14 protein-coding genes are annotated in these 12,906 nt (G+C 55.2%); 10 read left to right on the plus strand and 4 right to left on the minus strand.

Annotation, left to right across the window (positions count from 1 at the left end; translation table 11 throughout):
* Window positions 1–59: 59 nt before the first annotated feature.
* Both NMQ00_RS02530 and NMQ00_RS02535 read left to right on the plus strand, forming a co-directional pair.
* Window positions 60–1,799, plus strand: coding sequence for a methyl-accepting chemotaxis protein (locus tag NMQ00_RS02530; protein ID WP_255177783.1), 1,740 nt, complete (start codon window positions 60–62; stop codon window positions 1,797–1,799).
* A 63-nt stretch (window positions 1,800–1,862) separates the two neighbouring features.
* Entirely contained in the window at window positions 1,863–2,912 is a 1,050-nt protein-coding gene (locus tag NMQ00_RS02535) for a C45 family autoproteolytic acyltransferase/hydrolase (RefSeq protein WP_255177784.1), read from the plus strand.
* A gap of 17 nt (window positions 2,913–2,929) precedes the next feature.
* On the opposite strand, the gene NMQ00_RS02540 is transcribed toward NMQ00_RS02535, so the two are convergent.
* Window positions 2,930–3,400 carry a GNAT family N-acetyltransferase gene (locus NMQ00_RS02540; RefSeq protein WP_255177785.1) on the minus strand — a complete coding sequence of 157 codons (471 nt, stop codon included), beginning with the start codon at window positions 3,398–3,400 and terminating at the stop codon, window positions 2,930–2,932.
* A 76-nt stretch (window positions 3,401–3,476) separates the two neighbouring features.
* Here NMQ00_RS02540 and NMQ00_RS02545 point away from each other — a divergent pair, with 76 nt between their 5' ends.
* The gene (locus NMQ00_RS02545; RefSeq protein WP_214756115.1) at window positions 3,477–3,755 is read left to right on the plus strand and encodes a hypothetical protein; all 279 of its coding nucleotides are present in this window, start codon (window positions 3,477–3,479) and stop codon (window positions 3,753–3,755) included.
* Between the two features lie 2 nt (window positions 3,756–3,757).
* Here NMQ00_RS02545 and NMQ00_RS02550 read toward each other — a convergent pair whose 3' ends face one another.
* The gene (locus tag NMQ00_RS02550; RefSeq protein WP_255177786.1) at window positions 3,758–4,384 is read right to left on the minus strand and encodes a class I SAM-dependent methyltransferase; all 627 of its coding nucleotides are present in this window, start codon (window positions 4,382–4,384) and stop codon (window positions 3,758–3,760) included.
* A 74-nt stretch (window positions 4,385–4,458) separates the two neighbouring features.
* Here NMQ00_RS02550 and NMQ00_RS02555 point away from each other — a divergent pair, with 74 nt between their 5' ends.
* Window positions 4,459–5,937, plus strand: coding sequence for a cryptochrome/photolyase family protein (locus NMQ00_RS02555; RefSeq protein ID WP_255177787.1), 1,479 nt, complete (start codon window positions 4,459–4,461; stop codon window positions 5,935–5,937).
* Between the two features lie 86 nt (window positions 5,938–6,023).
* On the opposite strand, the gene NMQ00_RS02560 is transcribed toward NMQ00_RS02555, so the two are convergent.
* On the minus strand, window positions 6,024–6,698 hold the full coding sequence (locus NMQ00_RS02560; RefSeq protein WP_255177788.1) for a hypothetical protein: 675 nt from the start codon (window positions 6,696–6,698) through the stop codon (window positions 6,024–6,026).
* Between the two features lie 314 nt (window positions 6,699–7,012).
* On the opposite strand from NMQ00_RS02560, the gene NMQ00_RS02565 reads away from it, so the two are divergent.
* From NMQ00_RS02565 to NMQ00_RS02590, 6 genes are read left to right on the plus strand one after another with little or no spacing between them, the layout of a single operon-like run.
* Window positions 7,013–7,600: a glycerol-3-phosphate responsive antiterminator gene (locus NMQ00_RS02565; RefSeq protein ID WP_255177789.1), complete on the plus strand. Its 588-nt coding sequence runs from the start codon at window positions 7,013–7,015 to the stop codon at window positions 7,598–7,600.
* Window positions 7,597–8,688, plus strand: a complete 1,092-nt coding sequence (locus tag NMQ00_RS02570) for an ABC transporter ATP-binding protein (protein ID WP_255177790.1) — start codon at window positions 7,597–7,599, stop codon at window positions 8,686–8,688. Before NMQ00_RS02565 ends, NMQ00_RS02570 begins: the two co-directional genes overlap by 4 nt.
* Window positions 8,685–9,590, plus strand: a complete 906-nt coding sequence (locus tag NMQ00_RS02575) for a carbohydrate ABC transporter permease (RefSeq protein ID WP_255177791.1) — start codon at window positions 8,685–8,687, stop codon at window positions 9,588–9,590. Before NMQ00_RS02570 ends, NMQ00_RS02575 begins: the two co-directional genes overlap by 4 nt.
* On the plus strand, window positions 9,587–10,396 hold the full coding sequence (locus NMQ00_RS02580) for a carbohydrate ABC transporter permease (RefSeq protein ID WP_255177792.1): 810 nt from the start codon (window positions 9,587–9,589) through the stop codon (window positions 10,394–10,396). Before NMQ00_RS02575 ends, NMQ00_RS02580 begins: the two co-directional genes overlap by 4 nt.
* A 12-nt stretch (window positions 10,397–10,408) precedes the next feature.
* The gene (locus NMQ00_RS02585; RefSeq protein ID WP_441294609.1) at window positions 10,409–11,719 is read left to right on the plus strand and encodes an ABC transporter substrate-binding protein; all 1,311 of its coding nucleotides are present in this window, start codon (window positions 10,409–10,411) and stop codon (window positions 11,717–11,719) included.
* Window positions 11,691–12,410 carry a glycerophosphodiester phosphodiesterase gene (locus tag NMQ00_RS02590; RefSeq protein WP_255177793.1) on the plus strand — a complete coding sequence of 240 codons (720 nt, stop codon included), beginning with the start codon at window positions 11,691–11,693 and terminating at the stop codon, window positions 12,408–12,410. The genes NMQ00_RS02585 and NMQ00_RS02590 overlap by 29 nt, the downstream gene beginning before the upstream one ends.
* A 98-nt stretch (window positions 12,411–12,508) precedes the next feature.
* Here the strand turns inward: NMQ00_RS02590 and NMQ00_RS02595 are convergent, their stop codons facing one another.
* Window positions 12,509–12,751 (minus strand): hypothetical protein, encoded by a 243-nt coding sequence (locus tag NMQ00_RS02595; RefSeq protein ID WP_255177794.1) that lies wholly within the window; start codon window positions 12,749–12,751, stop codon window positions 12,509–12,511.
* Window positions 12,752–12,906 lie beyond the last annotated feature (155 nt).

The raw sequence follows: 12,906 nt of genomic DNA on the forward strand, positions 1-12,906 counted from the left end.
TGTGTATTCATCCCTTCATTCGTCCGATACATACAGTAAGGACGATTGGAGGGAATCATATGAAACGTAACAAACCACAGTCGCTGCAGACCCGGATTTTGGCGATGATGCTGGCGTTCATCACGCTACTCATCGTCACGTTTGGCGTGTTGCAGTACGTCAGCACGAAACATACAGTGCAGAGCTCGATGCAAGCCGTCCTGTTGGCGGACGGGGCCCGGATCAGCGAGGCGATCGACGCGGAGGCGTACGCGGCCTTCATGCAAAACCCGACGAAAGATGAACGGTTCGAGCAGTTTCGGGAACAGCTCGACACGTATCGCATGCAAATCGGGGCGATGTACGTCTATACGCTCGCAGCTGACGGGGACGAACTTCAAATCATCGTCGACGGCATGAGCGCGGTAGACGCGGTCGATATCGGGACCCCGACGACGGCTACGTCGTTCGAAGATGCCAAAGCGGCGTTTGAAGGCGGGACCGTCACGACGCCGATCGTCGAAGATCCGGAATACGGGGACTATATGACCGTGCTCGTCCCAATCAAACAAGGCGGGGATGTGATTGGTATCCTTGGAATCGACAAAGGGGCGAGCGACGTCGCCGCGGTGACGGAAGACGTATTGCAAGAGAGCTTGCCGCCGATTCTCGTCGGTCTTGTCATCTTGCTCGGGGTCGCCTCGGTCATCATTTGGCGTTATCTCGGTTGGAAGCTTCGACCGCTCCGTGAGCTCGAACGCGTCGCGACTCATATCGCGAGCGGCGACTTGGCGACAGCGGCCAGAGAGATGGACAACATCCAATTGAAGGCGAACGATGAGATTAAGCGGCTCACCGCCTCGATGGACCAGATGACGAAGATGCTCCGCGATTTGATCTCTGGATTGCAGACGTCCGCCCAAACGGTGCGCGATGAGAGCGGTAACGTGGCAAGTATCTCGGAAGAAGTGAATGACGCCTCGCGGCAAATCGCCTTTACGATGGAAGAAATCGCGGGCGGCGTCGAGAATCAGAGTGTGCTCACGATGAAGCTGTACGGGCACATGAATGAGTTCTCGGGACTCGTCGACCAGACGGCGCACGACGGCAACGGCGTGAGTGAACAGGCAGAAGTCGTCAGTCGGGTGACAGCCGAAGGACTTGAACTGATGGAGGATGCCGTCGGCAAGATGACGAACATCCATCTGCAAGTGCGCGAGTCGCAAGGCCAGGTGAAGGACTTTGAACAACAAGCGGACGAAGTGACGGCGCTCGTCACGATAATCCGTCAAATCTCGGAACAGACGAACTTGCTCGCTTTGAACGCGGCCATCGAGGCGGCCCGCGCCGGTGAGCACGGGAAAGGGTTCGCCGTCGTCGCCTCCGAGATTCGCAAACTATCGAACAGCGTCGCCCGATCGGTCAGTGAGATCTCAGAAATCGTCGGCAGCGTCAAACGAAACTCGATCGCGCTCGGCGAGACGTTCACGGACAGCATGCACGCCGCCGAGGACGGCAAGCGGACGCTCGAGGAGACGAAGCGCGCCTTCAACGAGATCGAGCAGAGTGTGAACGAGATGCAGCGCCTGACGAACTCGATGCAAGGGCAACTCGGACGCGTCAAGACGAACCAAGACGACATCAAACGCGGTCTGTCGGATATCGCGTCCATCTCGGAAGAGAGCACGGCCGGCAACGAAGAAGTGGCCGCCTCGACCGAACAGATGTCGGCGACGAGCGAGACGATGAACCGGCTCGTCAAAGACTTGTCGCACACGGCCGAGGACATGCAACGCATGAGCCGGCAATTCAAATTGTAAACAGTCTCAAGTCAGACAGACCTCCGTTGCGTCCGTTATACTAGGCGCAAGGGAGGTTTTTGCATGCAACGTGTCTCTAGTGAACTCACACAATTCCGCGGCAGTCATTATGATTTTGGCCGCTTTCAAGGCAAATACATCAAACGTAGTAAACTGCTCGAGAACCGGACCGACCAGTGGAAGCTCCGCGTCCCGCGCTTTGAGATTGACGAGCGCGAAGCGAAGCAGGCGTTCGACCGGTTCGCCCCGAAGATTTGGGAAGAATTGCTCGGCCTGCAGGACGAGCTCGAGTTGACGCTCGCCGACACGCTCCTTCACTTCGGTCATTTCCGGGTTAATAATCCGGTCAGCGGCTGTTCGATTTTGACGGGGGACAACTTCCTCGTCCGCAACTATGACTATCACCCGATGACGTACGATGGCCGCTATAACGTGTTCCAACCAGATGAGGGTTACGCCGTCATCGGCCCCGTCTCCCGTGTTACCGGTCGGATGGACGGGATGAACGAGAAAGGGCTCGCCATGGGCTACAATTTCATCAACCGCCGCCGGCCCGGGGATGGGTTCGTCTGCCAGATGATCGGTCGGATGATTCTCGAGACGTGCGTCACGGTCGAAGAGGCGGTCGATTTACTGCAAGAAATCCCGCACCGTGGCTCGTTCACATACGTTGTCCACGACAAGTCGTCGAAAACACGCGTCATCGAGGCGACGCCGCGCGACATTCGCGTCCGCGAGTCGAACATCTGCACGAACCATTTCGAACTGTTGCAGCACGAGAACCGTTACCATCTCGACGACTCGACGCGTCGGATGATGGAAATCAAGATGTATCAACATATCGTCCAAGACGCCGAGAGCGCGTTCCGACTCATGAACGACTCGGACAAGGGCGTCTTCTCGGAGCTGTATAAGAGCTGGGCTGGCACGATTCATACGGCCGCTTACTTCCCGGAGACGCTCGAGACGTGGTTCGCCCTCGGCGGCGACCGCGACCCGGTCATCTTTGATTTTCAGGAGTGGCTCGACGGCAAGGACTTCGATTTACATGCCCTCGACGGGGAGATCGCGACCGATATCGAGTTCGCGAACACCGTCCAACTGTGGCGTTAACACAAACAAGCAGCGGCTCATGATGAGTCGCTGCTTGTTTCGTTGAATCGAATCACGTGACTTGAAGTCGAGGTATTGTATGGGATGAAGCCGAGCGATTCATAGAACTGTGCCCCTTGCGTCGTATATGTCCGGAGAATGACGGTGAGGAAGGTCCGTTTCGCTTCGAGCAATAATGCGTTCGCGAGGCGTCTCCCGATACCTTGTCTGCGATAATCCGGCAAGATATAAAACCGTCTCAACCGCCCGACCGGAAATCCTAGAGAATATGGGTCTTGATTCAATCCTCCGATACCGAGCAAATTGCCAGAGGCGTCAAAAACACCTAGCAGACACTCGCCGGGTTGATTGAACCGGTTGCGTCCATCTCGAAAGTCATCCACCAATCGGTCGAGCATACGAAAGCCTTCCTGACGACTGGCGACAAGCGAGTCGGTCAAATCGACGTGGTTGAGGTCAAAAATGTGTCGAATCGAATAGGGGGTCATGGTCTCATCTCCATTCGCGTGTCGGGCGGTACAGTTTTCTGTAAAACCGGGAATACTCATAGCAGGAGGGATTCAGATGAAACGAATCGGATTATTAGCCATCATGCTCAGTTTGATGCTCGTCCTCGGCGGCTGTGTGCCGGGCGACGGGACGTACACGACCGACCCGGCCGGATTCTTTTGGGGCGTCTGGCACGGTTGGATTGCACCGGTGTCACTCATTTTAGGATTGTTCAATGACACGTATCGCGTCTATGAGGTGAACAACACCGGCTGGTTCTATGATTTAGGGTTCTATATCGCCATCATCAGCGGATTTGGCGGGGTAGCCGTGACACGGAAGAGCCGGGGATGACGTTAGACTGGCTTTCGTCCCGTCACGGCGACCGTATGATAATCGCGCGAGTCAGGTCCTCGGCGTTCTTGAACGTCAATGAACCCGAGCGCAGAAGCAGCAGGAATCAACTGTTCCCGCACGATTGCCGTGATACCGTCCCAGTTCACGTCACCTTTCCCATCACAGTACGTGATGACGAATGACCCGCCTGGTTTGAGGACACGGTCGATGGAGGCAAGCACCGCGGGTACGTCTTCCCAAAAGTAGAGCGTATGGATGCTGAAGACGTGGTCAAACTGTTCGTCTTGGAACGGAATCGTCCCGATGTTTCCTTCGACGACAGCAGCCCGTTGTCCGCGGACGGCCGCGCGATTCCGTCGGAGCGCCGAGCGGACGATGGTCGCGGAACGGTCGAGCCCGGTCACATGTATTGTGTCGTCCGTCTGAAGTAGCCGAGCCAGTGCGTCCCCAGCACCGCATCCGAGGTCGAGGATGCGGTCGTTTGGTTTAATCTGAAGTTGCTCAATCGTCCAATCGACTTCGACCCGGTGTTGACGCACCATCTTCTCACCGATATACGTCCCGACGATACCGCGTGGGTTTTCGTATTGACTGTCAATCCATGTTTGGAGACGTGTGAAGCGCATCAAACCATTCCTTTCTGTACGGACCAGATGTAAATTGAGTGTAGCATAACCATTTTGGGAGGGGAGTTGAATCGATGCGTTCCTTTTGGATTTTCGGCAATCAATTGTCGCATGAGCTCGAGCTATTCGAGCACGTCGAGAGCGATGACGTCATCGTCATGATCGAGGCGACGTCTCGGGCGACGTGGCGGCCGTACCATAAACAAAAACTCGTCCTCATCTTCTCGGCGATGCGTCATTTCGCCGAGGAACTGCGAGAAAAGGGCTACAAGGTCGACTATCATGAGGCCGACTCGTTCCAAGACGCATGGGACGACCACTTCAAACGGTACGAACCGGAAGAGATTCATTACACAGCCGTCACCGACGCCGCGATGGAGAAGAAGTTAAAACAGTTCGGTCAGAAGCACAAGCTCGTTGAACATTCGGACGTGCCGCTCTTCTTTTTAACGAAACAGGAGGCCGTCGACACGATTGGCGATGCGCCGTGGCGGATGGACCGGTTCTATCGCCATATGCGGAAACGGTTCGAGGTGTTGCTCGAGGACGGGAAACCACGAGGCGGGAAATGGTCGTTCGACGCGGACAACCGCCAGCCGCCGAAAGACGGGCTGACGTTCCCGGCACCGATTCACTTCCGACCGGACGCGATCACAAAAGACATCATTGAAAAAGTAGAGCGAGATTTCGCCGACCATCCGGGCGACATCACCCCGTTCGTCTGGCCGGTGACGCACAGTGAGGCACACCGGGCACTGAAACGGTTCGTCAAGGAGCGGCTCGAGACGTTCGGTCCGTATCAGGACGCGATGCTGTCGGACAATCAAGAGATGTCACACAGCCTGTTGTCCGCGGCCATCAACATCGGACTGCTGACACCGGACGAAGTCGTCCAGGCAGCTGTGGAGTCAGAGGCGCCACTCGCCTCGGTCGAAGGGTTCGTCCGTCAAATCCTCGGCTGGCGGGAATATATGCGCGCCGTCTACGAGGCCTCGATGCCGGGATACGAATCGGTCAACACGTTCAAGCATGAGCGCGACTTGCCATACTATTTCTGGGACGCCGAGACGAACATGAACTGCATCCACCAGAGTGTGAAGCCCGTCATCGAGAAGGCGCACAACCATCACATCCAGCGTCTCATGGTGCTCGGCAACTTCGCGACACTGTTCGAGGTGTCACCGCAACAGACGAGCGACTGGTTCAACGAGATGTATATCGATGCCTACGACTGGGTCGTGTTGCCGAACGTGCTCGGGATGGCGCTCCATGCCGACGGCGGGAAGCTCGCGACGAAACCGTATATCGCCTCGGGTAAGTATATTGACAAGATGAGCGACTACTGTAAAGGCTGCAAGTACAACCCGAAACATACGACCGAAGCGGACGCTTGTCCGTTCAACGCCCTCTATTGGAACTTCATCGACAAGCACGAGGAGCGGTTCGCGAAGAACCAACGCATGAAGATGATGGTCCGCAACTGGCAAGGCCGTGATGATGCTGTCAAAGCCGATATCTTGGCGAAGGCGAGGCAGACGCTAAAAGATATGTGATTGCGAAGAAGTGATAAAAACAAATGACGTGAGCCGGATAAACTTCCTGGCTCACGTTTTTATAAGAACTTTTATTGATCGAACCATCATGGACTCGGCCAGTCGATGCCAATCTCAGAAAAAGAGATTCTACTTTCTTCAATGCCTTCAACGTCATTCGCGTTGATGGATTGAATGTCTTCTTCCGATAAGAGAATTTGTCTAGTAGGGTCTTTCAACTTCAAATGATATAGTTTTTCCACCAATGCCAACTGTTCTTCTGTGAGTTCGAAATTCTCTTCCCAATACTCAAGCGCTGCTTCATACGCTGACGCCTGCACTTCTAAAAGGTCCGCCCCTCGTTCAAGCATGACGTCATAAGGATGACTCGAAAATACACTCTGTTCACTTTCCCATAAGACCGTCGTGACAACTGGACGATCTTCTCCATCCACTTCATCAAGCAAGTATTGAAGCGTTTCTTGTTCAGCCATTTGTTGTATCTGGTCCGAAGCTTCTATGAAATATTGATTTGCGTCTACTGGATTGAAAGCAAAACGTTCGTTTCGGAAACCTGCGACATAGATTTCTTGACCGAATGCCACCGTCCCTCTGCTTCCTTGGCCGTCATTGGTGCTGTAGTTGTCACCATCCCACGAATGTTCGTACGCAAGATCAGGAGCATCCGCGATAAAAACAGCATGAGCGATGGAGGCGAGGATGCATCCTTCCCATATGTTTTGGCGGGTCCACCCCGGTTCGGTTAATTGGATTTTATTCATTTCGACTACTCCTTTTCATTCTCAAGTGAAGACTGTGTTCGATGACCACTCTCCAGTATTATAACGTTTCCGAAACAGCTAAATGGATGTTATTGGGTTTCGGTTAAATGGTTTGTAAATCTCATTCATGAAAGGTTTACGCTTTTTTGCACACGCTTCACAGCCGCTTTACATTCATCCGGTACGATAGGACTTGTGAGACCCCTCATGCCAAGTGAATAGCTATGGTAGAACATTCGAGAGACCAACAGAAGCCCGTACGTCGATGACGTCCAGTTTCTGTTGGTCCTTTTTTCTAGGGAAGGATGATCCAAGTGAATGGAACGCTCCGCACAATCGGACAAGAGAAGATGATCGCCTCAATCAAATCACCGAAACAACTCGAGAAGTTCCTGCAGTCAGACGTGACGACGACGTTCCTTATGATGGGGACGCTCAGCACGCTCGACCGCTACGTCGCCCATTTGAAGCGTGAGAATCGGACCGTGTTCCTGCACGCCGAACGCATCAACGGTATCAGTCTCGACAGGGATGGCATCGACTATTTGGCAAAACGGGTCGGCGCCGACGGCATTGTGACGACGAAGGCGTCGGTCATTCAACACGCCAAACGGGCCGGTCTGATGACGGTGCAACGCCTGTTCCTTGTCGACTCGGACGCCATCACGTCAGGCATCAAGATGGCGCGAGATCAACAACCAGACGCGCTCGAACTGATGCCGGGCCTCATCCCGAGCGTCATCGAACACGTCGCGGAAAAAGTCTCGCTGCCAATCGTGACAGGCGGGATGATCCGAAAGCCGATTCACGTGCATGAAGCGCTCAATCACGGGGCGTTCGCCGTCTCGACCGGGGACGAGCGGCTCTGGTCGTCGCAAGGGACGAAGGAGGATATCATATGAAATCAATTCAACTGCAAAACATCAAAAAAGCATACGACGAAACGGAAGTCATCCGAGGGATTGACGTGACCATCGAGGCCGGTGAGTTCTTCGCCCTCGTCGGACCGTCGGGTTGCGGCAAGAGCACGATGTTGCGGATGATTGCCGGGCTCGAGTCGATCACGAGCGGGACGCTCCGCATCGACGGCGTCGCCGCGAACGAATTGAAGCCGAGCGAGCGGCAACTGTCGATGGTGTTCCAAAACTATGCGCTCTATCCGCACATGACCGTCGAGAAAAACATCACGTTCGGGTTACATACGAAAGGATTGACGAAGCTCGAGCAGCGCGAGCGGTGTTTGGAAGCGGCCGAGACGCTCGGACTGACGGACTATTTGAAACGGAAGCCGCGCGAACTGTCAGGCGGCCAGCGCCAACGGGTCGCACTGGCCCGGGCGATTGTGACCGAGTCACCGATTTGCCTCATGGACGAGCCGCTCTCGAACTTGGACGCGAAGCTCCGGGCTAAGATGCGCTCGGAAATCCGGCAACTGCAACGCAAGCTCAAGCTGACGATGATTTACGTCACGCACGACCAAGTCGAGGCGATGACGATGGCCGACCGGATGATGCTGTTGAACGATGGTCAGGTCCAACAAGTCGGTCAACCGCTCGATTTGTACAACAAGCCGGCGAACACGTTCGTCGCCTCATTCATCGGGTCGCCGCCAATGAACCTCACGCCGGTGCAACGGAGTGACAAGGGCTGGGTCGCCTCAGACGGACGCTTGTTTCATCCGAACACACTGACGCGGGAAGACACGGCAACGCTCGGCATCCGGCCCGAACAAATCACACCGGCGAAAGACGAGATCACGTTCTACGCCGAACTGAAAAATATCGAAGTGCTCGGCACGGAAACGATTCTCGCCTTTGACATGGGCGGCGTCGAATGGCTCGCCAAATGGCCGGGCCAGTGGCCGCTGTCGATTGGAGAAAAGATCGCCTGTTACGTCGACCCGAAACAGATGTCACTGTTTGACACGGACGGGAATCGCATCGAGCCGCGGCAACCGAAACTGTTTGAGGCGTTGGAGGTGTTTCAATGACGGTCGCTCTTCCGAGACAACGAATCCGTACACGATTGTCTGACGCGGCGAGCGGACTGCTCTACTTGTCCCCGTCAATCGCATTATTTGGGATTTTCCTCGTCTATCCGCTGTTCCGGACGATTTACTTGAGCTTCTTTCAAACGGACACGCAAGGGACGCCGCTCAGTTATGTCGGTGGCGAGCATTACGCCAAACTGTTCACGAGCGCCTCGTTTTGGCAGAGCATCCAGGCGACGGTCGGCTTCGTCCTGTTGACCGTCCCACTGACGATTTTAATCGCGCTCGGTCTGGCTCTCCTCGCCAATGAGAAGTTGCGCGGTATCGGCATCTTCCGGACGGCGTTCTCGGCAACGATGGGGATGAGCGTCGCGGCCTCGTCGGTCATCTGGATGTTCATGTACAACCCGTCGATCGGTATCTTCAACCGCTTCTTGGAGGCGGTCGGGGCGAGCGGGGTGCAGTGGCTCCTCGACCCGCAATATGCGCTCCTGTCCGTGTCGCTCGCGACCGTCTGGATGAACATCGGCTTCACGTTCTTGATTCTCCTCGGCGGGCTGCAAAACATCGACCGGACGCTTTACGAGAGTGCGGACATCGCCGGGACGGGCTACTGGACCCAACTCCGGGCCATCACGATCCCGATGCTGTCACCGACGCTCTTCTTCGTCGGCATCATCTCGCTCATCAATGCGTTCCAGACGTTCGGGCAAATCGATTTGCTGACGAAAGGCGGGCCGACGAACTCGACGAACGTCATCGTCTACGCCATCTATAAGGACGCGTTCATCAACTATAACGTCGGCGGGGCGAGTGCGCAGGCCGTGCTCTTGTTCCTCACGGTCCTGGCGTTGACGTGGCTCCAGTTCAAGCTCGTCGAAAGGAAGGTGCATTACCAATGACGATTCGTAAAGCAGTCACGTATATGCTACTCGTCTTGAGTGCCATCGTCATGCTGTTCCCGATCGCTTACGCGTTCTCGATCAGCCTGATGGACGGGAGCGAGGTATTGAAAGGGAATCTTATCCCGCGGGACGTGACGTTCGACAACTACGTCGCCGCGTTCGAGCGGATCCCGCTCCTGACGTATTTATGGAACAGCCTCGTCGTGGCGCTCCTCGTCATGGTCGGCCAAGTCGTCTTGTCGAGCTTGGCTGCGTTCGCATTCGTCTTCATCGACTTCAAAGGGAAAGGGCTCATCTTCATGCTCTTCCTGGCGACGATGATGGTGCCATGGGAAGCGACGATGGTACCGAACTTCTTGACGATTCAGTCGCTCGGCTGGCTCAACTCGGTGTGGGGGCTGTCGGTGCCGTTCTTCGCGCTCGCGTTCGGGACGTTCCTGCTCCGGCAACAGTTCAAGACGATCCCGTACGAGATGTATGAAGCGTCGCAAATCGCCGGCATCAGCCGCTTCCGCTTCTTTTGGAACGTCGTCTTGCCGGTATCGAAGACGCCGCTCGTCACGTTGTCCGTATATAGCTTTTTGACGACATGGAACATGTACTTATGGCCGCTCCTCGTCACGAACACGGAGCAGGCCCGCACGGTGCAAATCGGGATTAAACAGATGCAGTCGAACGAGGTCGCCTCGGATTGGGGTGTCGTCATGGCGGCGGTCATCTTGATTATCATCCCGACGCTGATGCTGTTATTCGCAGGACAAAAGCAGTTACAAGAAGGATTGACACAAGGTGCAATCAAATAATAGGGGGAATACATGATGAAAAAGAAAGCGTTATTCGCAGGGTTGGCCAGTTCGGTGTTGTTGCTCGGGGCATGTGGTAGCGAAGAGGCGGAGCCGGCCGCTTCGGCGACGGAGGACGGGAAAACGGAAGTCGTATTTTGGCACGCGATGAGCGGGGACTTGGAGACTGCGCTCAACAACCAAGTCGACGCCTTCAACGAGTCGCAGGAAGACTATGAAGTGAAGCCGGTATTCCAAGGCACGTATGAAGAGGCGCTCACGAAGTTCAACGCCGTCGCCGGTTCGACAGATGCACCGGCCATCATGCAGACGTTCGAGGTCGGTACGAAATACATGATCGACACGAACAAGATCACGCCGGTCCAGGAGTTCATCGACAAAGAAGACTTCGACACGGGTGTCTGGGAAGAGAACATCTTGAGCTATTACCAAGTCGATGGCAAGCAGTACTCGATGCCGTTCAACTCGTCGACACCGGTGCTCATCTACAACAAAGATGCGTTCGAACAAGCGGGACTCGACCCAGAGAAGGCGCCGCGGACATACGATGAGCTGAAGCAAGCGGCGAAGGCGCTGACGAGCGACGACCAGACCGGCTTCACGATGCTCAACTACGGTTGGTTCTTCGAACAACTCGTCGCCGCGCAAGGCGGACTCTACGTCGACAACGACAACGGCCGCAGCGGGGCGCCGACGAAAGCCGTCTTCGATGGGGAAGAAGGGCAGAACGCCTTCAACTTGATTAAAGAGATGTATGACGACAAGACGTTCATGAACGTCGGTCAAAACTGGGATGATATGCGTGCCGCCTTCCAATCAGGGAAAGTCGCCATGTATCTCGACTCGTCGGCCGGGATACGCACCGTCGCGGACAGCGCCGACTTCGAGGTCGGAGCATCGTACTTGCCGGTCCCGAACGAAGCCGAGCGCGAAGGTGTCATCATCGGCGGAGCCTCGCTCTGGATGGGTGACGGCATTGCCGACGAGACGAAGCAGGGCGCATGGGAGTTCATGAAGTATGCGGCGTCGAAAGAGGCACAGGCCAAGTGGCACGTCGAGACGGGCTACTTCGCCATCAATCCGGACGCGTATGATGAGCCGATCGTCAAAGAGATGTGGGCCGAGTACCCGCAGCTGAAAGTGACGGTCGATCAATTGAGCGAGACGACAGCCTCACCAGCGACACAAGGTGCGCTCATCTCGACGTTCCCGCAGTCCCGCCAAAGCGTCGTCAACGCCATGGAGAGCCTGTATCAAGGCGTATCGGTCGAAGAGGCGTTGAAGCGCGCGGCCGATGAGACGACTTCCACCTTGGGGCAATGACATGTCGATTTACGCCCATCGCGGATATAGCGCCAAGTATCCGGAGAACACGATCAGTGCGTTCAAGGCGGCGATGCCTCACGTCGACGGCATCGAGCTCGACGTCCAATTGACGCGCGACGGCCGCCTCGTTGTCATCCACGATGAGACGGTCGACCGGACGACGAACGGGAGCGGTTTCGTCAAAGATATGACGCTCCGGCAGCTCCGCTTGCTCCGGACGGACAGTGGGGAACGGATTCCGACGCTCGAGGAAGTACTCGTCTTGATTGAACCTTCCGACGTCACGCTCAATATCGAGCTGAAGACGGATCAATTTGATTACGAGGGGATCGAGTATTTGACGTGGCTCGCCGTCACCGAGTTCAAGCTAGAAGAGCGGGTCGTCTTCTCGTCGTTCAACCCGGACACGCTCGTCCGGTTGCGGGACGTCGCCCGTGACGCGAGAATCGCCGTCTTGACCGGGGATGGTCATCCGGGATTAATCGACCTTGTCGAGCGAATCGGGGCCGAGGCGGTCCACGCCCAGTCTGAGTTCGTCGGGACGAGAGATGCGGCGACGCTACGCGAACAGAATCGCCTGCTACGCCTCTACACAATCAACGACCCGAGCGAGCTGCCGGACATGACCGGTGTCGACGCCATCATGACGGACGAGATCGAGCGGTTTCAATCGAAGTCGCGTCACTAAAGTGAGGCTGAGATATACTTCAGTCAATTTGTAAAGAGAGGTCAGCTGGCGCGACGTGTTCGCATCAGCTGGCCTCTTCTCATGGCAATTCTCTAAATTTAGTACCCTTCGTTCAATGTGGTAAATGCATCTTCTCTCAAAGGTGAATCGCCATACGAGTTATGCCCATAATAGGTGACCACGTACTCTTTCTCTTGATTGGTTTTGACGAAAAATTCATATTCGACTCTCTGTTCATCCTCGAAATTTAAGCGATATAAGTATCCATATTGATTCATGCTGAACTCGACATCATAGGCGTTCTGATCGATTGAAAAATGCTCAGTTAACGTGTCGTTCAAAAAAGTTTCTCGCTGATTTACCTCATGAAGAAGGAAAAAGACACCTCCTAACAGGAGTAACGCAAAAGCGAATTGAAACTTGGGTAAAAGTTTCCTGGATGTCATCTACATCGTCCTTCCTTAATGAGATTGATAAACTGCTACCGCACGAGGCG

This window comes from Exiguobacterium aurantiacum, from assembly GCF_024362205.1.
Taxonomy (GTDB): Bacteria; Bacillota; Bacilli; order Exiguobacteriales; family Exiguobacteriaceae; genus Exiguobacterium; species Exiguobacterium aurantiacum_B.

Excerpts from the sequence above, each read along its gene's own strand:
- NMQ00_RS02580 (WP_255177792.1), top strand. The coding sequence starts at position 9,587 with ATGACGATTCGTAAAGCAGTCACGTATATGCTACTCGTCTTGAGTGCC.
- NMQ00_RS02555 (WP_255177787.1), top strand. The coding sequence starts at position 4,459 with ATGCGTTCCTTTTGGATTTTCGGCAATCAATTGTCGCATGAGCTCGAG.
- NMQ00_RS02530 (WP_255177783.1), top strand. The coding sequence starts at position 60 with ATGAAACGTAACAAACCACAGTCGCTGCAGACCCGGATTTTGGCGATG.
- NMQ00_RS02560 (WP_255177788.1), bottom strand. The coding sequence starts at position 6,698 with ATGAATAAAATCCAATTAACCGAACCGGGGTGGACCCGCCAAAACATA.
- NMQ00_RS02585 (WP_441294609.1), top strand. The coding sequence starts at position 10,409 with ATGATGAAAAAGAAAGCGTTATTCGCAGGGTTGGCCAGTTCGGTGTTG.
- NMQ00_RS02535 (WP_255177784.1), top strand. The coding sequence starts at position 1,863 with ATGCAACGTGTCTCTAGTGAACTCACACAATTCCGCGGCAGTCATTAT.
- NMQ00_RS02590 (WP_255177793.1), top strand. The coding sequence starts at position 11,691 with ATGAGACGACTTCCACCTTGGGGCAATGACATGTCGATTTACGCCCAT.
- NMQ00_RS02575 (WP_255177791.1), top strand. The coding sequence starts at position 8,685 with ATGACGGTCGCTCTTCCGAGACAACGAATCCGTACACGATTGTCTGAC.
- NMQ00_RS02545 (WP_214756115.1), top strand. The coding sequence starts at position 3,477 with ATGAAACGAATCGGATTATTAGCCATCATGCTCAGTTTGATGCTCGTC.
- NMQ00_RS02570 (WP_255177790.1), top strand. The coding sequence starts at position 7,597 with ATGAAATCAATTCAACTGCAAAACATCAAAAAAGCATACGACGAAACG.
- NMQ00_RS02550 (WP_255177786.1), bottom strand. The coding sequence starts at position 4,384 with ATGCGCTTCACACGTCTCCAAACATGGATTGACAGTCAATACGAAAAC.
- NMQ00_RS02540 (WP_255177785.1), bottom strand. The coding sequence starts at position 3,400 with ATGACCCCCTATTCGATTCGACACATTTTTGACCTCAACCACGTCGAT.